Below are 18,470 nucleotides of genomic sequence, written 5' to 3'. Positions count from 1 at the left end.
CCAACCATTGCACCGGATGCCGAAACGCGCAAATCGAATTCGTGAATTATTTTCCGCCACCCGTAGCGACGACGCTGGCCCCTTCAATGCGAAACGGAATGCCACGCAGCATTATGGCTGCGGCCATCGCGAGTTCCGGCAGATACATCTTGCAGCTCTTCTCTGCCCGATGTTTGAGAGCGTAACTGTCGTCTCCACATCGGACAGGCGTGTCGAGACAGTGCTGTATCTGTTCCAGCGTCGGAAGCTCCTTGCCGTGGAAGAACGGGTGGGTGAGCACGGACTTCAGGTTAGAGATGGTCATGGGTGGACAATTAGGGTCTTTGGTTTCGACACGGTCGAAACACGAGGAAAAGTAGAATAGAAATCGCTTGCGCGAATGGCCTTTTGGGGTATACTTTTTTGGCTACCCACAGGAACGAACAAATGACAACTGCTGTTTACATTCGCGTTTCAACTACTGGTCAAAACGCAGCTTCGCAGAAGCGTGAGATTGGAAAGTGGCTCACAGGCCACGGGATCACCGATGTGGTGTGGTTTGTCGATAAATTGACGGGCGACAATCTGAAACGCCCAGAGTTCGAAAAACTTCAAACGGCAGTGTTCGCCGGTGAGGTGAAGACGATAGTCGTCTACAAACTTGATCGGTTGTCTCGGAGCCTCCGAGACGGAATCAATACGCTGACGGAATGGTTGGAATCCGGCGTCCGTGTTGTCAGCATCACTCAACAACTGGACTTCGCAGGGGCAACCGGAAAGCTGATCGCGTCCGTATTGTTTGCCGTTGCTGAGATGGAGCAGGAGACCCGTCGCGAACGACAGGCAGCCGGAATTGCAGCGGCTCGCGAGCGAGGCGTATACGGTGGCCGGAAGCCGGGGACAACCAAAGGGAAGCCGGAAAGGGCGAAGGAACTCAAGGCCAAGGGGCTGACTCGTGCTGAGATCGCCGCGTCAATGAATACGTCAACTCGTACAGTCACCCGCTACCTAGCGATGGGGTAGGGGGAGGGTCAAATTCGAATCTTGCAACCACGGCTCAGAGCGTTGGCTGCCGGGGCCCTCATGTCTCTATTATTCAGTGTCAAAAAAGCCTGGCCATTCGGTGACAGGTTGCCCCTGAATGCTTTCGACCGCCAAATCTAGTTCAGACCGAGTCGTCGGAGCGGCATCAACGAGTATTTTCCACTCCTTCGCTCGTGCGGTCGCCTCTTCAAAACGCTTGGCTTCTGCCATCCGCTAGCCTTCCGTCATCAGTTGCTGAATCGAGTGTATTTTTTTCACCGGGATATACGTCATTCCGCCGGTAAATGGAGTGTCTCGGATGAAACCGTTCTTTTCACTCACCACGCCCTTCAGAATTTGAGTCCCATCGATAGACGCAAACTCTGGATCGACTAAGGCAATCATCGTCATGTTTTCCAAAGCCGTCGAAACTACGTATGTGCCCTTGAGCTTTGCGGGCACGCTTCCGAGCTGCGAATCACCGCTCTGTTCGAACACCGGCTGAGCGTTTGAGAAGCTGTCTCCGAGCCAAAAGGCTGCGAGTGCGATAGCGAAAGCGGCTGCGATTGTTTTAATGTTCATTTGAAAATCCATTTTCGAGTGGCTGTTGATAAACGGGAATTGCGTCTCACTCCACTTTCACTGGCTGAACGGATCGGGGTTGTCACGACGGCACCCCCCATGTATCAGCTTGGATGAGACCAAGTCAATTGTGGTCAATTTCTGTTTGAACCCGGCAACGACGGAACTGAGAGTGGATGGATTCAGCGAGTTTGAGTTTGATTTAGCAACGCCGCTATTCGAGCAAATCAGAGCTTGTCTGGATGCGACGCCACTAGCTCCTCTGACAATCGAAAAACTCGATGCCGGACTGGATGGTCCTGGCGTTTACATCCTGTTTCACAATCGCGAACCCGTTTACATCGGGAAAGCCGATTCTTCCGTAGTGACCCGGCTAAAAAAACATCGTCGCACAATCTCTGGTCGGAAAAACATTGAACTGACAGAAGTTGGATTCAAAACGTCCGTGTTTGCGAGCACCTGGAATCCATTCCTTCCTGAGAGCCATCTCATCGAACACTATGGCACCAAGAAGCAATGGAATTCAAAGGGTTTCGGAGGGAACGAACCTGGGATCAGGAGATATGAAACGGCCTACGGAACAGACCACTTTTTCACTCGCTTTCCAGTAAACGAACAATTTGTCTGTCATTGGCTTGAAGCGGGCGAGTACGAGGTTAGCCAACTCTGCTCTGACCTTCGCCGAGACTTACCCTTTTGGTTCAAAACGCACCCGAACAGCGGGAACCTAGCCGGTGAAGTCACACTTCCTTCATCCCAGCCGACCGCAATCGATACGATTGTTCGAATTGCGACCGCATTGGGTGATGATTGGAGGGTAGCCGTGCTACCAAGTCATATCCTGCTGGAATACAAACCGACCAAAAACTATCCCAACCAAGTCATACATTTCCCGCCTTCTTGAGCGTTCCAGCAACGCTTTCGGCGACAAGCTGAGCCAACTTCACCGGGACTGCGTTGCCGAGCTGTCGCATTCCTTCGGTCCAGGAACCTTCGATAATCCAATCGTCTGGGAAGGTCTGAAGCCGAGCACATTCTCGTATCGAGAAATACCTCACCGAGCCGTCTGCGAACTGCAAGGTATTCTCACCACCTGGAACGCCGTGATCGCCAGCCTTCAGGGTCTTCGCAGGTTGGTCGTAGGGACTCCCCGTATGACCAGCGTATGAGCGTGCTCCGGGATTGAAGAAATGATTTGGAATCGATCGGCTTCGACGTCCAGGACCAACATTCGGCAGATCTGAAATTGCGTCTCGAACGGTACGGCAAGCAGTACCCAACATATCGCGGTTGTAGTCCTGTAACCTTTCCACCTTGCGAGCGAGTTTCTCCGGCACCGTGGGGACCTTCAACTTGTGTCGATGCCAATAAACGTTGCTCACCCATTGATCGTGTAGCAAAGCATCTACCGAATGCGTTTCCTCTGTTGGAAGGTTCACCTCCAATCCCAGGTCGCTTCGGACGCCGACAAAGAACACCCGTTCTCGACGTTGTGGGACGCCGGGGCCCGCACCGTAAAGTGCTGAATTGAATAGTCTTGGAATGACTTTGTATGTCAAGCCGCGAAAGCTGCACTTTGAATCGAGTGCTTCAAGACGGGCGAGATGCGACATCCACTCTTCGCCACGTTTCGCGGTGATCGTGGGGTAACTGAATTGCAGGCGAATGTAGCTGAAGTAGTTTGCAAAGCTACGTCGTGTCAGCCCTTTAACATTCTCGAAGATGAACGCCTTGGGCCGAATATCTCGAACAACTCGCACCGCCTGTGGGAACATGTCCCGCTTGTCATTCTGAGCTTTATGTTTGCCACCCATCGAAAAAGGCTGACAGGGTGGTCCGCCTGTTACCAAATCAATCTCATCTCTGAATGGACGAAAATCCTGATCTGCGACATCGCCCTCAACTACTTCCCAACCATGCTGCGTCCGATTGCGACGCAACGTGTCACAGGCATTGTGGTTCCACTCGTACAGAGCCACATTCTCGAATCCCGCTGCTTCAACGCCGAGAGCGAGTCCGCCCGCACCTGCAAATAGTTCAATCGACTTCATGTTCTTCCTTGATGGGAATCGTTTGCTAGCATTATTGCGGGTCGGTCAAAAGTTGCCTACCGACGCGAACAGCTAAAATCGCAACTGAACGTGACACGTTTGGTCATTCACGACGTTTTGAGGACGACATAGTGCCGGAAAACACCGATGTTGACGCTGCAATCGCCGAACAGATCAAGAACCAACTCGACCAATTGGTCGGCTACAAAATCAAGGGAACCCTCGCGGACAGTGACGGTTACGACGACCTGTTCGGCTTCGTTGCCGAAGGTCCGACCGGCGACTTAGTCGAATGCTGGCTGACCAACCCGTCCGACTGCGAGATCGTTCCACATCAAGCCAATGAATAGGCTTCTCGTTGTCCTGCTGCTGTTCGTCGGATGTAATCCACCCGCAACAGAAACCGGAACGTGTGAGCGTGTACTCGACGGCGATACGTTCGTGTACCGGCCTCCGTCGGGTGACGCGTTCCACGTACGGTTGCTCGGAATCGACGCCCCGGAAAAGCCCCAGCGATTCGGCCCGGAAGCGACCGCTTTGCTCACCCGACTTCTCAACGATGCCGAGCTGGAACTGCTCATCGACTCCGACGACCGCTACGGTCGAAAGCTCGCGACAGTCATCGCAGACGGCATCGACGTGAATGCTCATCTCGTTGAGCAGGGACTCGCGTGGCACTACGTGAAGTACTCAGACGACGCGAATCTCCAGTCACTGCAAAACGAAGCGAGAGAGGCTTCACGCGGACTTTGGGCCGACGCCCGCAGGATTGCACCCTGGGATTATCGGAACGGTCAGCGTATTCCGTCATCTCTTCCCAAAGAGCTTGATTCGATTCGCGATTCCGACGCAGTCGTTTTCATCACTAGATCAGGCACGAAGTACCATTCGGCAGGGTGCCGACACCTCACCGACTCAGCGAGAGAAATTCCGCTGTCGCGTGCCGTGTCGGCTTACGAGCCGTGTGGAACCTGCAAACCTTAACCTACTTCTGACGGTCCACGTACTTTGAGGCAAGGGCAACTAAATCAAGCATCGAATAGCGTGGAGATGAAGCTATGGGGTAAGTTCCGTAGACCAGACTAATGAACCCGTTCCACCCCAGCTGCTTGGTCGTTTCGATAACATGATCGAGCACCTCCTTCGTCGCTTTCGAGAGGGACGGTTGATAAGAGTCGTCGTTCAATTCAATCAAGGTTTTAGAGTTTCCGTACAGATTCTCGGTCTTACGGACAGTAAAAATGTCTGGCTCTTGTTGAACAGCTTGCTTCACGTCGGACACGAATGGACCGTAGTTGTCGAAGTACCAGTCGATGTCCGTTAGCTGCCGCCTTGCAAGGACAGCATTTCGCCAATCGGCTAAATACACCATCTTGGTCAGCCGTGCATTTGACAGCTCGTTTTTATGCGGATAATGCTTTAGCAGATACGCGATAATGTCCTGAAGCGTGTCCATATCAGTAACCCAACTCTGCAACTCGACTAGGATTCATTACTGAATCCCGTAGCCCTTCGACCAAGTCAGACAGGAATCTCATCTCGCCTCTAAGCAACGCTGCTTTGAGTTCATCTTCCGTGAACCTGTCCGGTTCGGTTGACTCAATCACGATCACCGCGATTGGTTCATTTTCGTCAGTGTCTTTGATGCGGCACCCGCAATACAAACGTGAACGCATCGAAAATCCTTCGACAGCCGTTTCATCAAAACCATACCTTTCATGCTGTCTTACGTATCCCTTCCAAGCTCGCTCAGGGTCAGCAAAGTTATCGTCAAAACACCAGTCATCATTCCATGCTCGTCCGATGCACCCCTTACAATTTGAATGTTTTGATTTGCCTAGTTGGCGATAAGCCTGGTTTTCAGAGTAGCGGCCAATAGGGATGAAGTTCCCAGCGGGGTCATGGAAATAAAGCGTTACACGCTCAGAGTTCACGTCTCGCGTTCCAAAACCAAGTAACCCCGTGGCGAAACGAAAGAGATAGCCTTCAACTAGGTTTTGCACATTCTCAGCAATAAGTCTGTTTTCGTCGGCTAGCTCCGCGATCTGTTCCTTCAACTCTCTGACTGTAGCCTCGCTCTCTTCCCGCTCCTTTTCAACTGATCTTTCAAATTCCGAGAAGCGATCTTGCTGTCCAATCTGTTTCCACCCAAAAACAACTGCACAGACAAGTGAAATTCCCGCACCAGCAAACGCGACGGCTTTGACTGGACCTTGATATTTCTCGGGGAATAGCGAGCGAAATTCATCACTGGTGAATACGCCAAAAGCTCCAAACATCAAACCCGAAATGAGAGCAGCATAGGCAAGCCCATAATCGTCGATCACATCACCGATGCGTTGCAGTCGTTCTCTAGCCTTTCCCACTCGGGGCCACTCTCGAATGTACGGGGATCACGGACACGTTTGGTCCATCGTGGTTCGCAGTTAGTTTATCAAACCGCGTGAAACTCTTGCAGGAGCGATGACGACGGCTACTTCTCAGCCTTCAGCTCGATCATCGCGAGTTCTGTTTCGACCTGACGGCGGAACCGATCCACGATCAGGCTAGCGGCTTGCTCTGGAGTGTAATGCTCGCCGAGCCATTGCTCGTTGGCGTAGCGGGTAAGCAACTCAGCGATGCCAAGCTTTCCGGCTTCCGTGGTTTCGGCTTTGAATTTCATCCGCCAAATTGACTTTTTACGGCTTGAATCGCTGCTGCCTTCAAACCCGCGAGGGTCACGTCGATCGATGCATCCCCCAGCTTCGCACGAACTCGTCTCCATAGGGTGTCGTCACGAGCGTGGTCGATGAAATCATGTCCTGCCGGCGTCAGATGGGTAATCTGCAAGTTTGGTACTTTGTGTTGCAGTCTGGCCTGAGGTACAGCGTCAACCAAGCCACCTAGATAGATTTGGTAGCAGTGATATCGAATTTGGTCTTGCGAGTAGCCCTCAATCTCGAACTCTCTCGGCACCGCTCCGTCGTCGCAGTCTTCGATCGCAAAGAGAATCCTGCGAATGAGTTCCATGTCTCGCTTCATGCCCGCCCCGCTATGTGAAAGATGGCACCGTAACTGATCGAGATCCGCAATCGGTGCGATTACTCCGCCAAACCCGTTCTCAGACCAAACCCATAAGGTTACGCACGTACACTATCAATGTGACACACCCTCTCCGGGGTGGTGATGATTGTAACGATTACGGTTTTAGTCGCATGAATAACCCGCACAGTCAGTACGACTCCACCATAAATATCGCCGTAAGTCCTTTGGAATATACTACTTACGTCAAAACAAGGGTAAAATCAACATCTTGCATTATCAGCTAATACACAATTTCAACAACGAAAACAAATCATATAAAAAATAAGGGTGTAGAGCCGAATCTGCGTTTTACTCCCCGGACATCCTCACGGGTGGTGACCCCTGAATTCTCGCTGTTTTCGCTGCGTTCTCCAGCCTCGCTGACGCTGCTCAAGCTGCCAGGTGAGGGTCACCACAGCCACCCGAGTCTAAATCGCGTCAGCGAGGCTCCTAGGCCCCTTCTCGTCGATATCGCTATCCGCACGATTCAGCCTGTCTACCAGACCGAAACAACGGCGGTTTCTACAACCTTGCGGTCTTTCGTCGGAGTTCCCGGCGGAAGTCATGTGCAAGCGAACGAGCACTGACCGGGTCCGAACCGCTGAAGTTCAGGTGAACGTCTCCGACGTTCGTCGTTGAACTCTCCGACGAACGTGTGAACACTGGAGTCGATCCTGCATTCATTGCTTGAAGTTGAGTCGAGAACCGTCGGGCACTTCGAGCGTTGGTGACGTGTTCACCTTTCGAGAGGATCGCGTTCACTTGGTCGACTCCACGAGCAACGCCACCGGCAGCACGGTAAATGGTCTTGCCGAAGTAGGCGGCTTCAACACCACCGGTGGGAGCCTGAATACTCGCAAGAGCCGCCGCTGCCGAACGTGCCGCACCCGTCACTCCACCAAGGGCACCCGCTGCTTGCGAAGCGGCTTGAGCCGCTGCCTGATTGGTTTGAGGTGGCTGCTGTTGCAGTTCGAGTCGTTGGATTGCTTGCGACGGGTCGACTTGCGGCACTTGCGGTTGAACCGTTTGCAACTCTTGACGAAGTTGTTCGGCATTGGTCGTCGCCTGAATCCCTTCTTCTAGCGTTTTCAACAAACGCTGCACTTGTTCTGCCGAACCGTTGGTTGCACCCCCGAAGAAGTCCTTTGATTGAACCTCGTCGAATCGCGACTGAAGGTCTTGCAGGTTCTCAGGATCAGTGTTTTGAGTGTTGGCAGTCTCTTTCAACTGAGTTAGGAAAGCGGAGTAGTCGAGAAACCCTTCACCGACTTTTCCGTCTGTCGCCCCGATCGTCGACAACAACCCGTCAATCAAGTAACTCGAACCAATTCGAGCACCTCCGAAGGCGGAGTTGAGGTTGTCCACCAACCGATTCGTCCCGTCAGAAACACGCCCAAACGCTCTCGACGCGGCGTCCTCTTGAACCCGCAGTTCCGCACCGATCTCAGATCGACGGACATCTTGGTCTTCTGCTCGGTTGGTTCCGCCTTGAACCCGTGACGGGTCGGTAACTTCTTCGCCGGTCTCAGCACGAATCAAGTCCGTAACGGCTTTCATCGCGGGCTTCGACATCGCCTCCGAGATTGCGTTTTGCAATTGGTCATTGAGACCTTTGAGGGCACCTTCACCAAACTGGATACTTTGAACCTCGACGGACGACAACGCGTTCTGGAGGTCCAGTTGAATCTTGGTCAGGTCAACCAGTCCGCCGAAGTCGAGTTGGTCCAGATTGGCTGCATTGTTGCGGAACGCGTTCAACTCTTCATTGAACTTTGCGACGTTCGCGACACGCTGTTCTTGCGACAACGGGTTGCCGCTCTCGTCAAACAACTTGATTGCCTCGGTAAGTCCAGCGAACTCTTCCTTCAGACTGCGAACCTTTGCAGATTCCTCGCGTGCGACTTCAGAAGCGATTGCTGATTGGTTCCGCTGTGTCGTGCTATACTCGCGTTGAGCGTTTGCTCGTTGGCGGGACAACTCAAGCAAGGCTTGGTCACTCTTCTCAAGTGCTTTGTTTGTACCGATCTGTTGAGCCACACTCTGTGCAGCACGCTCAAACGATTTCGCACGAGCGAAAATCTCGTTTGCATCGGCAGCCTGTTCAGGTGTCGTTGCGTCGGCCAAGGCTTCAGCGGCTTCACGACCGAGTTTTCGAGTCAGATCCAGGTTGGCATTGAGTTGCTTTTGCTGATCCAGACGCGAAGTCCTTCGGGTGAACAACTCGTCGTCAGCGTTGACGATCGTTGCTTCGGCTGTCTTCGCCGCGTCACGGGATTCTTGGAGCCGTGATTGGCTCGTTTGGATCAGAGCGTTGAGGATGCTCTCACGAGCGTTGAAAACCTTCTCAATGCCGGTCCCGACGGAATCCGCAAGAGCGTCGGTTTCGCCGCCGATGCCAAACGATGTCTGATTGAATCCGGTCAGGGTGGAAGCGAGATTCGCGTTTGTAAGTTCGCGAATACGAGACCACTTATCCTGCGTGATCTTGACTTCTTCGTTGGCTGACTGACGCAGTTGGTCGAGAGCACGTTCGTCTTGCTTCCGCCGGAATTCGTGAGCCTGCTGAAGTTGTTCAGCTTGGAACGAGTTGTAGGCTTGAACCCCAGCAATCGCCAGTCCAGCGACACCGGCAGCCTTGCCTACACCATTCAGCAGTGAGCCTCGCAGGCTTTTGGTGTTGTTCTCCAACGCTTCAGTTTGTAGTGAGGCCCCTTTCAACTCGGCAGCGTACCCGGCGATTCCCAGGACAAGCCCCGGAAGTGAACCAATCGTTCCCGCACCGGCAGCCCGGAGATTGTCCATGCCGCCCGTCAAGTCGACGAGACCGGCACCGGCAGACAGAACCGACTGACCGAACTCTTCCGTCAGGAAGTTCTTCAGTTTGTTCAGCTCCTTCGTGACCTTCTCGGCATCCGTTCCAGTGACGATATCGAACGCCTTCTCAAGATTCGAGACGTCCGGATTTTCGAGAACTTTCAGAGCCTTGCCAAACTGTTCTGCGTTCTCGCCTGCGATGTTCAGAACGCCTGCCAACGCACGAACGTTGGGGAAGTATTTCGCGAGAGCCTGTGTCGAGCCATCGGTGTTGTCGATCAATTTCTCAATCGTTCCACTCAGGCCAAGGACGCCGATAGCTTGCTCTGAACTCGTGAACCCGATGTCGCGGATTCCGTCCTTCATTGCGTCGCTCGGTTTAATGAACGAGGTCATCGCTGAGCGTACTTGCGTGATGGCTTCCGCTGGTTTCACACCGGAGATGGTGATCGTTGCCAACGCAGCCTGGACTTCTTCGAGACTCACACCCGATTGAGTCGCCAGACCGCCAAGACGACCGATCGAGTTGGCAACGTCAGAGACTTGCAAACGGCCAAGGTCGACTGTCCGGAACCAGTTTGCGGACAACTCGTCCACTTCCGACATTTTCCGACCGAAACCGTTCAGCGTGGCAGTCAGGATGTTGATCGAGTCTTCAGTTGATGCATTGCCGACGCGACCCAAACGTTGGGCTTCCGTCAGCAAGTTGAACTGGTTCGCAGTCCCTTCAACTTGGTTCGAGATTGTCTCGTAGAGGCCCGCGTTCACATCTTCGAGAGGAGTGTTGAACTCGTCACTCAAGGCCCGCACACGGCTTGCAAGCTCGTCTGTGTTGCCCCTGAGCGGCTTCGAGATGGTTTGGATCTCAGCAAGCGACTGCTGAAAGTTGACGGCTTCAGCGGTCGACTCCGAAAGAGAGTTCCGGACGTTCGCAAACTGCGAGACGACCGCTTGCGTGACAAGTACTCGATTGACGAGTGTCCCGATTGACTTGTTGTCGAGACTGACTCCTTGGAATGAACTGTTGATTCGCTTCGTTGCTTTTTCGACTTGGGTCGCGGCAACTTGGCTTTGCTTGCCGACACTCTGGAGTTGCTGATTGATCTGGGTGCCGGTGTTCAGGTTCTTGTACGCACCCTGAAGACTATTCAGCGTTCCGGTGTGTTGCTTGATCGCTTGGTCGAGTTTCCCCAACGCTGCCACGCCATCCGCGACATCGAAGCCTAGTTTCTGCGTGATATCGGACATTTTACGAACGTGCCTCACATCGCGAGACATGCTCGATGGCGACGCGTAGGCCACTTCTCGTCGGACGGACGAGATAGACAGCGTTGGATTTGCGGCCACGTAGGGCGACACCGCCAGATGCGGTTTCTTCAGGGACGGCACACTCGGGCACGGTCAATTTGTGGGACCACGCGAGGTGTTTGATGCGTTGTCTGGGAGACATGGGTAAGGGATACCTTTGGAGAAGAGGGGTTCAACTAAATTCCGGGTCAGGATTTCGTTGACCGATTTCCAAAACGCGCTATGTTGCGGGCTGGCTTTTTGGAAACCCTTTGGGAGATGTGGATGCTGAATTTCTTCAAGTCGAAAGAAGATATTGCTTACGAAAAGCGAAAATGCGAAGCAGTTGAAAACGTGCCAATCGTTCGCGAGTTTGCGGAAGAAGTGTCCGACGAAATGAGTGAGATACTGGACCGCTGGGTCCGCCCAGGTCGCGTTTCAGCTTTTGGACCGTGGGTTCGAACGGAGTGTTTTGACCAAGACGGCAACCGCTACTGTGCCCTCGGAGTAGTCAACCAGGACAACGTCTATTCCTTCAATATCTACGACATTCCGCCTGAGCTGGAGACACAGAAATACCGGTTCAGAGGAGGGGACTGGAAACCGATTGGTTGCGATCAGATTGGCGGCGATTTGTTCATCGTTCTGCACTGCCTGGACGTGTAGATAACCTTATCTACAATTTGTCTAAACGAGTCCAAAAGAGTCCAATTCAGTCCAATCAGAAATTCGAAAAACCCCGTAAAACACGTATTTTCCGAGTTATTCAGCTTCCCTAGCGGGGTAGCTTGACGACAAGTCATCGAAAGCCGAGAGGAATGACGCGTTTCCGACTCGGCTTTTTTCGTGCGCTGCAGAAGTGAATATGCAGTCATCACACTCCGTGTGATGGATTCAAGACTGCGGCATCACACGGAGTGTGATGGCTACTTTTATGCCTGGCTCGACCAATGAAGGAACTCACCTTCCTTCAGGCCAGCGTTTGTGGGATTCATCGCGATGTAGCGTCGGAAGTGCTGGAACTGCTCCTCACTTCGTACCAGATGATCAAAACCATCTTGCTGCCAGAACCGTCCCCGACGTCCCAACGACTCGTTGATCTTTCTGGCGGTCCAACGCTTCCACGATTCGCACTGTTTCAGCATTCCGGTGCCGGTCGCAAACGCGGCCAGGAGATGCACGTGGTTCGGCATCACCACAAAGTCGCTCAGGTAATAGTCATCACCATTACGATGCAGCAAACTGTCGCCAACGATTTTCGCGTGGGCGGGATTACGCAACTCGCACCGGCCATGCGACTGATCTAACTCGGAATGCCAACGCGTTGAAAACGTTCGGTAGAAGTCTTGTTGCTCTGAGGTCGGCAGGTCACGCAAACGCTGCCGCCAGTCCACGATCAACGAATCGATCCCGTGGTCTTCCAACCACGCGAGACGTTCGGTTTGCCATCGCTCGATCACGTGTCGCGGCATCGAGTCCGCGGTTCGAAAAGTGATTAAACAAACGGTCCCCGGTTGCGACCAATGTGGGAGCTTCCGATTCACCACTTCGTAGTCTTGCTCACGATCGAAGTAGTGAAGCTCGTTCACGGTACACCTCCGAGTGGATCACACCATGCAAAGTAGTCATCACACTCCGTGTGATGGATTTAATAACGCTGCATCACACGGAGTGTGATGGCTACTTCAGATTTGAGGTAGCGTTCGGTCGGGTGTGCTGGCTTGGGGGGACACGTCTTCGAGCGGCAAGAACGCATTTTTGTCTGGGTTGAAACCGAAGACTTCTCCCGTTTCGAACTTGTAAACCCATCCATGCAACTTCAAGTCGCCGCGTCCGATCGCGGCGGCCACCGACGGATGAGTTTTTAGGCTTTCCAACTGGACCAGCACGTTCTCCTCGACCGTCAGCGTCAGACGCTTGATCGGGTCCGTCAGGTGCTCGTAGTTCTCCTCCACGATTCGGCGAGTCGCTTCCGCGTGCTGCAGATACTGCTTCACCGCTGGCATCTTCTCGACCGCGGCCAAGTTCAGCAGTCCGCCCATCGCACCGCAGTGGGAATGCCCGCAGATGATGATGTCTTTGATTTGCAACGCACTGACGGCGTACTCAATCGTGGCCGCTTCCCCGGCAAAGACGCTGCCGTAGGGAGGAACGATGTTTCCCGCCGTCCGCAGAATGAACAACTCCCCCGGATTCGTCTGGGTCAACCGACTCGGGTCGATCCGCGAATCCGAACATGTGATGAACAGAGCCAACGGGTTTTGACCTTCCGCCAACGTTTCAAACAGCTTCTGATCACGGCTGAACGATTCGCGTTGAAATTTATGGATGCCGTCGACAAGTTTCTGCATGGGTCATTCCTAAGCTGTCAAAGATTTCAGAAAAGAGGTCGTTCGCGCCACGCCAGATAGATCACGGTCTTGCGGACGTCACTTCTGGTCGTATCTGGCGATTGCAACCCATAGGCGAACGAGTTCAATCGAAAGATCGGACATAGTTTGATCGACAGAGCCACAGACGCAAACGCCGCAAACTTCACCCGCACCAGCCTGTCCTCTAACGGAGTCAGGTCATGACGTCTGCGTCTACAAACCGGCGTCCGCAATCACCGTCTTCATCAACGAAGCAATGTCATTCGTTTCGTACAACGCTTCAACCATGGTGATGTACTGAGCAGTGAAGCGATCATTGCATGCCAGATCACCGAACACTGGCTTGACGTCCAGGAACGACAACGGCTCTTGCCTGGTTCCCGCAGCCGCACGGTGCAGCGGCTCTTTCAAACCATCAATGATTTCGAGGCCATTTCCCTCCAAGTCGGTTTGGTGGTCGCTGTAATAGCACCAAGCCACGAGAACCAACGTTGCAAACTTTATTGATCCGCCGCTATCCAGGTTGTCACGGAGCGTGGGAATCAAGAAGACGGGTAATTTGGCAGAGCTTTCCAAACAGATTCGCGACAAACGATCTTTGATGTTAGGGTTCCCAAATCGCTCGATCAACGTGCTCTTGTACCCTGAAAGATCAATACCTTCGACGCGGTCGAGTGTCGGTGTGGCTTCGATATCCATGAAGCCTCGCAGATACTCTGCAAACAACGAGTCGTTGACCGCCTCGTCGATGGTGCCAAAACCACGCAGCGAGCCGAGCAGTCCGAGCACCGAATGTCCCGCGTTCAGCAGACGCAGTTTCATTTTTTCATACGGTGTGACGTCGGGGACAAACTGCGTTCCTGCTGCTTCCCAAGCCGGTCGTCCGGACGAAAATTGATCTTCAATCACCCACTGGCAAAACGGCTCGCAGGTCACTGGCCACTCATCCACCACCCCGTACCGTTCGAGTAAGTGGTCGCTGTCCGCTGCCGTTGTCACAGGCGTGATTCGATCGACCATCGCATTGGGAAAGGCCACCTGCGCATCAATCCAATTCGCCAACTCCGGGTCTTGGCGTTCTGCGAAGGCCAGCAGCATCTTCCGTGTCAGATTGCCGTTGTGCTGAATATTGTCGCAAGACTGGATCGTGAACGCTGGCAAATTTTTCGCTCGCCGTTGCTGTAACGCCGCCGTCAGGAACCCGAACACCAACTTGGGTGTTTGCGGATGTTCGAGATCGTGTACCGCATCCGGGTTGTTCCAATTGAATTCTCCTGTCGCAGTGTCCACGTTGTAGCCGCCTTCGGTGATCGTCAACGAAACAATCTCCGTCACTGGATCGGCCATCTGATTGATCACCGCCTCGGGATCCGTCCATCCTTGCAAGAATCCCATGATGGAACCAATGACCTGACTTTCGACCTTGCCATCGGGATGACGCACAATCAAAGTGTACAAGTGGTCCTGGCGTTTCAGCACCTCAGCGATTCGAGTATCCGCCTCGCGCAGTCCCACTCCACAAATCCCCCAATCGCACGAGGGATTTTGTCGAAGAAGCTCGTCGGTATAGAACGCTTCGTGCGAGCGATGAAAACCGCCCACCCCCACATGCACAATTCGCGGCTTCAATGCTTTTCGGTCATAGGTCGGTGGATTCAAATCCGGACTCAAACGCGACAGATTGGCTTGATTCAACGAGATCGACGACGAGGCGGCCTTCGGGGATTCAGAATGATTCGGCATGAAAGCTCCAGCCAAAGAGTCAATGAGCAGTTTGCAAGTTGAGCGACTTGAGACGATTCAAAACCCAATAGGCAAACCCGAAGTACGTCAGGGTCAGCACGAATGCCCAAGTGTAGAAGATGTCTCGGTTTGCCTCATACGTCGGCACATCGGGACTCTGTAACAAAACACGCGAAGCGAGTACCAGGATTAGAATCAGACTGACCCGCGATATCCAGCGAAACACCTTGGTTTTTGTGCGAACATCCTTCATCGGTTCGCCTTCTGATATCGCTTGTTCGTGCTGAAATTGTTTGATGGCCGACTGCAGGCGTGCCTCTTTGGCCTCCTGCTCAGGATAGGACTCCGCAGCGCCGTAACTCTTGGCCAAGAGCGTATAAACGACGATGGTCACCAACCAAGTCGGCAGGAACAGGTAGTAAAACGAAAGCAGATTCATCGCATTCAGCCCAAATCCAAACGCCAAACCGACGATCCACGACGCAATCGCAGGAACGCTGTGTGGCAGATTCCGATACCGCGCCCAATAGCGTGTGAATCCAATGCGTGGAAAAACAACGTGCTCGGCGAACACGATCGCCCCCACAGGCACGACGATCAAACCTGCGTAGGTCAGCAAAGGCAAAATCTGACGAAAAACGAAGGGGAAACACGCGACCGCGACGGTCACACACCCAACGACAAAGGTGACCTTCTTTCGCGAACGATCATGAAAGATTGCTTGAGCGGCCAAACCAGCGCGATACAAATTCGCGTTGGCCGTCGTCCATCCCGCGACGATGACGATCACGTAGCCAGACATTCCCAAAGCTCGAAAAGCTACGTCACCGGGATCCAATTCAACGATGCTCGTCTTCAGCAATACGGCCGCCCCCGCCCCCATGATCCCTGACGCGATCCAAGCGATGTAGTGGCCGAACAACATGCCCGCGCTGGTGCACAATCCGTAGACCGTTCGTTTGGCGTATCGCAACAAAGCCATGTCGATCAGTCCGAAGTGTGTGATGGTGTTGGCGGCCCAGGCAAATCCGGCAACTTCCCACAATCCAATCCCAGGTTTGCCCTCGCTGTTGAGGCCAGTCCAAATCGAGTGGTCACCGATCGCCAGGAAGTCTGCCCAACCTTCAAGTGTCGTTCGCCCGAGCACCGATTCGGCGAGCGCGGGGTAGAGCACGAACGCTCCGCTAACAAACATCACCACCAACCATGGGCCGCAGAGGCCTGAAAATTCGGCGACGGCATTGAAGCCATACATCGCAATCAGCACCACAATCATTCCGACGGCCAACACGACGGCAACGAAAGGCAGGTCCGTTGGGTACCACTGCAACTGGGCCGGGATATTGAAGAGCAATCGCACGGCGGTGCACGAGACCGTGATCATCGCCGCCGAGATCACAGTGAAGATCAACACATTCGCCCAGTTGTACAGGCGAGTCATCGAATCACCGGCAATCTTCTCGAGATAGGTATAAAGACTGAGTCGAGTCTGAACGGCGATCGGCGTGGTGATCAATGTCCAACTGAGAATCGCGAGAAAGTTCCCAATCAGCAAACCGATCAAAATGTCCTTCGTGGAAGCTCCCATGGCCACGAAGGTGGCACCGATGACGAACTCGGTGGCGGCAACGTGTTCTCCCGCGTAGAGCCCAACGAAGTGTGGCCAATCGTGAAGTTGGTGCTGAGGGATCGGCAATTGTTCCGGATCCATTGCCGCAATCGAAAGATTGTCCGCCGCGTCTACCATTCCTATCTCGCTCTCGGGTGAATCGAACTTGGTTGTCCTGAACAGTTGGCAAGGAAGGCCGCGCTGCGGCCGTTGGCGACTGCGATGACGCCATCCATCGTTGGAGGTGGAAAGCGGCGGCCAGGTTGTCACGTCAACGAACGCATCAGCAGACTGCCCGACGGTAAGGCCTGCCGGTCGTGCTGATCATCGCGACTTGTCTTGGCGGTGATTATTGAAACCGTTCAATTCTCAACATGGTCATTGTAACACGTGACCCGCTACCGGCTGGTCCGTCAACGCACGTTGACGGGCCAATCGACTTGAACCTGTGCCATCCTTGCACACTTTTAACCGGAAACTGTTTCGGTCCGCGAAAGTTTATGGACTCGCACGGATTGATTGAGTTGTTCGCGTTCCCTGCGTTGGCCGCGAACTTGGTGACGAAATGGCATCACGTGACAGGCAAGAACCGTGATGGGTCAGCAATGGAGCGGATCAAGTTGGCTTGCCATCAACACAGGAGGTGCATGGTGAATTCAGGCCGTTTCAATTGGCGTTTTGTAAAGACTTGTGGATTGGCATCGTTGGCGATGTTGATGGGAGGCATCGTGGCCTCGCCCGCCGCGTCCGCCGGACACGGAGCATGCTGCGATCCGATGGGCGTTTTCTCTTGCGATGAAAACACCTGTGATGATTGGTGCTGCGACACCTCTGGTTGCGAGGGTGTTTGCGACTCGGGATGCGATCGCGGTTGCGACGGCCTCGGCTGCAGCGGGTGCAAGGCCTGCAGTTGTTTGCTTTCGTTAAAAGACTGCTTGCGTCAAAGCGACCATTGCTTCGATGACTTCATCAGCCCGATGATCGACTTCGTCCACTTCGAGGACCCACGCAACCTGACGGAACTGCGTCCGATCTTTGTCACGCACCAGTTCCCCAACACGCTGGGACCTGGAAACATTCCGGCCGGTGGCTCGGTTCAATTGTTTGCCTTGCAGTTCCGCATTGCGTTGACCGAACGGTTGAGCCTGATCGCGGTGAAAGACGGGTACATCCTGGACAACAGTGAAGGCGCGCTGGATACCTTGGTCCTGGACTCCGGCTGGGCGGATGTCTCGGCCGGTTTGAAATACAACTTCATCCGCAACACGCAAACAGGCACGCTGGTGTCCGGTGGTCTGACCTACGAAATTCCTCTGGGCAGCGAGCAAGCCGCTCAAGCCGTCGGGGATGGCGAATTTCACTTCTTCGCATCCGGTGGACAACGTTTGTGGGGCGGTAACGCTCACCTGCTGACTTCGTTCGGTTGGCAACTGCCCGTGGATCAGTCGGTCCAAAGCACCACGGTTCACTGGAACAACCACTTCGATGTCAAACTGACCGACCGCGTCTATCTGTTCACCGAAAACTCGTGGTGGCACTGGGTCGACGAAGCTGAAGTCGGTGCCGCCCTGGGTGTCTCGGGACAAGACCTGATCAACTTGGGTTCAACCAACGTCGAAGGCAATGACTTGGTCACGCACAACGTTGGGATGAAGTACAAGCCGAACCGAAACGTGGAAGCCGGTGTGGCCTACGAATTCCCGCTGACGGAATTCAAAGACGTGATCGAAGATCGCGTCACTTTGGACCTGATCCTGCGATATTGATTGCCGTTGTAAAACGGATCTCCAGAGCGGACGGTGGCTCCTTTGAACCACCGTCCGTTTTTTGTGCTTGATTGCTTGTTTGCCGTTTGGTTGCTTGCTCTTGGTTCCATGAGTACTGAGCAGCTTTCCTCGATGCGTTGCGAGCTTCGGTCGCCCAGAAACTTGCAAATCGGAACGCGAT

The 18,470-nt window shown here is 53.7% G+C and carries 19 protein-coding genes; 6 read left to right on the top strand and 13 right to left on the bottom strand.

What is annotated here, in order from left to right:
- Positions 1 to 46: 46 nt before the first annotated feature.
- Positions 47 to 304: a hypothetical protein gene (locus LOC70_RS07300; protein ID WP_230252889.1), complete on the bottom strand. Its 258-nt coding sequence runs from the start codon at positions 302 to 304 to the stop codon at positions 47 to 49.
- Positions 305 to 426: 122 nt separating this feature from the next.
- Between LOC70_RS07300 and LOC70_RS07295 the strand changes: the two genes are divergently transcribed.
- Positions 427 to 1,002: a recombinase family protein gene (locus LOC70_RS07295; protein WP_230252888.1), complete on the top strand. Its 576-nt coding sequence runs from the start codon at positions 427 to 429 to the stop codon at positions 1,000 to 1,002.
- 234 nt (positions 1,003 to 1,236) lie between these two features.
- Here the strand turns inward: LOC70_RS07295 and LOC70_RS07290 are convergent, their stop codons facing one another.
- Positions 1,237 to 1,584 carry a hypothetical protein gene (locus LOC70_RS07290; protein WP_230252887.1) on the bottom strand — a complete coding sequence of 116 codons (348 nt, stop codon included), beginning with the start codon at positions 1,582 to 1,584 and terminating at the stop codon, positions 1,237 to 1,239.
- Positions 1,585 to 1,693: 109 nt separating this feature from the next.
- On the opposite strand from LOC70_RS07290, the gene LOC70_RS07285 reads away from it, so the two are divergent.
- Entirely contained in the window at positions 1,694 to 2,488 is a 795-nt protein-coding gene (locus tag LOC70_RS07285) for an Eco29kI family restriction endonuclease (protein WP_230252885.1), read from the top strand.
- On the opposite strand, the gene LOC70_RS07280 is transcribed toward LOC70_RS07285, so the two are convergent.
- Positions 2,466 to 3,635 carry a DNA cytosine methyltransferase gene (locus LOC70_RS07280; RefSeq protein WP_230252884.1) on the bottom strand — a complete coding sequence of 390 codons (1,170 nt, stop codon included), beginning with the start codon at positions 3,633 to 3,635 and terminating at the stop codon, positions 2,466 to 2,468. The genes LOC70_RS07285 and LOC70_RS07280 overlap by 23 nt on opposite strands.
- Positions 3,636 to 3,766: 131 nt before the next feature.
- On the opposite strand from LOC70_RS07280, the gene LOC70_RS07275 reads away from it, so the two are divergent.
- Positions 3,767 to 3,985, top strand: a complete 219-nt coding sequence (locus LOC70_RS07275) for a hypothetical protein (protein ID WP_230252882.1) — start codon at positions 3,767 to 3,769, stop codon at positions 3,983 to 3,985.
- On the top strand, positions 3,978 to 4,619 hold the full coding sequence (locus LOC70_RS07270) for a thermonuclease family protein (protein WP_230252880.1): 642 nt from the start codon (positions 3,978 to 3,980) through the stop codon (positions 4,617 to 4,619). Before LOC70_RS07275 ends, LOC70_RS07270 begins: the two co-directional genes overlap by 8 nt.
- 1 nt (position 4,620) lies before the next feature.
- Here the strand turns inward: LOC70_RS07270 and LOC70_RS07265 are convergent, their stop codons facing one another.
- From LOC70_RS07265 to LOC70_RS07245, 5 genes are all read right to left on the bottom strand, one after another.
- On the bottom strand, positions 4,621 to 5,091 hold the full coding sequence (locus tag LOC70_RS07265) for a Panacea domain-containing protein (RefSeq protein WP_230252878.1): 471 nt from the start codon (positions 5,089 to 5,091) through the stop codon (positions 4,621 to 4,623).
- Position 5,092: 1 nt separating this feature from the next.
- The gene (locus LOC70_RS07260) at positions 5,093 to 6,001 is read right to left on the bottom strand and encodes a hypothetical protein (RefSeq protein WP_230252876.1); all 909 of its coding nucleotides are present in this window, start codon (positions 5,999 to 6,001) and stop codon (positions 5,093 to 5,095) included.
- 107 nt (positions 6,002 to 6,108) lie between these two features.
- Positions 6,109 to 6,297: a hypothetical protein gene (locus LOC70_RS07255; protein ID WP_230252874.1), complete on the bottom strand. Its 189-nt coding sequence runs from the start codon at positions 6,295 to 6,297 to the stop codon at positions 6,109 to 6,111.
- Positions 6,294 to 6,644, bottom strand: coding sequence for a DUF2513 domain-containing protein (locus LOC70_RS07250; RefSeq protein WP_230252872.1), 351 nt, complete (start codon positions 6,642 to 6,644; stop codon positions 6,294 to 6,296). The genes LOC70_RS07255 and LOC70_RS07250 overlap by 4 nt, the downstream gene beginning before the upstream one ends.
- A 576-nt stretch (positions 6,645 to 7,220) precedes the next feature.
- Positions 7,221 to 10,760 carry a phage tail tape measure protein gene (locus tag LOC70_RS07245; protein WP_230252870.1) on the bottom strand — a complete coding sequence of 1,180 codons (3,540 nt, stop codon included), beginning with the start codon at positions 10,758 to 10,760 and terminating at the stop codon, positions 7,221 to 7,223.
- Positions 10,761 to 11,084: 324 nt separating this feature from the next.
- On the opposite strand from LOC70_RS07245, the gene LOC70_RS07240 reads away from it, so the two are divergent.
- Positions 11,085 to 11,465 (top strand): hypothetical protein, encoded by a 381-nt coding sequence (locus LOC70_RS07240; protein ID WP_230252868.1) that lies wholly within the window; start codon positions 11,085 to 11,087, stop codon positions 11,463 to 11,465.
- 266 nt (positions 11,466 to 11,731) lie between these two features.
- Here LOC70_RS07240 and LOC70_RS07235 read toward each other — a convergent pair whose 3' ends face one another.
- The 5 genes from LOC70_RS07235 to LOC70_RS07215 form a co-directional block, all read right to left on the bottom strand.
- Positions 11,732 to 12,388, bottom strand: a complete 657-nt coding sequence (locus tag LOC70_RS07235; protein WP_230252866.1) for a transposase — start codon at positions 12,386 to 12,388, stop codon at positions 11,732 to 11,734.
- Positions 12,389 to 12,484: 96 nt separating this feature from the next.
- Complete coding sequence (locus LOC70_RS07230) at positions 12,485 to 13,150, bottom strand: carbonic anhydrase (RefSeq protein ID WP_230252865.1); 666 nt, start codon at positions 13,148 to 13,150, stop codon at positions 12,485 to 12,487.
- 234 nt (positions 13,151 to 13,384) lie between these two features.
- Entirely contained in the window at positions 13,385 to 14,914 is a 1,530-nt protein-coding gene (locus LOC70_RS07225; protein ID WP_230252864.1) for a mannitol dehydrogenase family protein, read from the bottom strand.
- 19 nt (positions 14,915 to 14,933) lie between these two features.
- Positions 14,934 to 16,661, bottom strand: a complete 1,728-nt coding sequence (locus LOC70_RS07220; RefSeq protein WP_230252863.1) for a purine-cytosine permease family protein — start codon at positions 16,659 to 16,661, stop codon at positions 14,934 to 14,936.
- 493 nt (positions 16,662 to 17,154) lie between these two features.
- Positions 17,155 to 17,328, bottom strand: a complete 174-nt coding sequence (locus LOC70_RS07215; protein ID WP_230252862.1) for a hypothetical protein — start codon at positions 17,326 to 17,328, stop codon at positions 17,155 to 17,157.
- 130 nt (positions 17,329 to 17,458) lie between these two features.
- Between LOC70_RS07215 and LOC70_RS07210 the strand changes: the two genes are divergently transcribed.
- Positions 17,459 to 18,289 (top strand): hypothetical protein, encoded by an 831-nt coding sequence (locus LOC70_RS07210; protein ID WP_230252861.1) that lies wholly within the window; start codon positions 17,459 to 17,461, stop codon positions 18,287 to 18,289.
- Positions 18,290 to 18,470 lie beyond the last annotated feature (181 nt).

The organism is Rhodopirellula halodulae (assembly GCF_020966775.1).
GTDB classification, from domain to species: domain Bacteria; phylum Planctomycetota; class Planctomycetia; order Pirellulales; family Pirellulaceae; genus Rhodopirellula; species Rhodopirellula halodulae.
Note: the sequence above shows the minus strand (reverse complement) of the source record. Positions and strands in the feature narration are given on the sequence as shown.

Excerpts from the sequence above, each read along its gene's own strand:
- LOC70_RS07265 (WP_230252878.1), bottom strand. The coding sequence starts at position 5,091 with ATGGACACGCTTCAGGACATTATCGCGTATCTGCTAAAGCATTATCCG.
- LOC70_RS07280 (WP_230252884.1), bottom strand. The coding sequence starts at position 3,635 with ATGAAGTCGATTGAACTATTTGCAGGTGCGGGCGGACTCGCTCTCGGC.
- LOC70_RS07270 (WP_230252880.1), top strand. The coding sequence starts at position 3,978 with ATGAATAGGCTTCTCGTTGTCCTGCTGCTGTTCGTCGGATGTAATCCA.
- LOC70_RS07245 (WP_230252870.1), bottom strand. The coding sequence starts at position 10,760 with ATGTCCGATATCACGCAGAAACTAGGCTTCGATGTCGCGGATGGCGTG.
- LOC70_RS07240 (WP_230252868.1), top strand. The coding sequence starts at position 11,085 with ATGCTGAATTTCTTCAAGTCGAAAGAAGATATTGCTTACGAAAAGCGA.
- LOC70_RS07290 (WP_230252887.1), bottom strand. The coding sequence starts at position 1,584 with ATGAACATTAAAACAATCGCAGCCGCTTTCGCTATCGCACTCGCAGCC.
- LOC70_RS07255 (WP_230252874.1), bottom strand. The coding sequence starts at position 6,297 with ATGAAATTCAAAGCCGAAACCACGGAAGCCGGAAAGCTTGGCATCGCT.
- LOC70_RS07225 (WP_230252864.1), bottom strand. The coding sequence starts at position 14,914 with ATGCCGAATCATTCTGAATCCCCGAAGGCCGCCTCGTCGTCGATCTCG.
- LOC70_RS07300 (WP_230252889.1), bottom strand. The coding sequence starts at position 304 with ATGACCATCTCTAACCTGAAGTCCGTGCTCACCCACCCGTTCTTCCAC.
- LOC70_RS07295 (WP_230252888.1), top strand. The coding sequence starts at position 427 with ATGACAACTGCTGTTTACATTCGCGTTTCAACTACTGGTCAAAACGCA.
- LOC70_RS07230 (WP_230252865.1), bottom strand. The coding sequence starts at position 13,150 with ATGCAGAAACTTGTCGACGGCATCCATAAATTTCAACGCGAATCGTTC.
- LOC70_RS07220 (WP_230252863.1), bottom strand. The coding sequence starts at position 16,661 with ATGGTAGACGCGGCGGACAATCTTTCGATTGCGGCAATGGATCCGGAA.
- LOC70_RS07250 (WP_230252872.1), bottom strand. The coding sequence starts at position 6,644 with ATGGAACTCATTCGCAGGATTCTCTTTGCGATCGAAGACTGCGACGAC.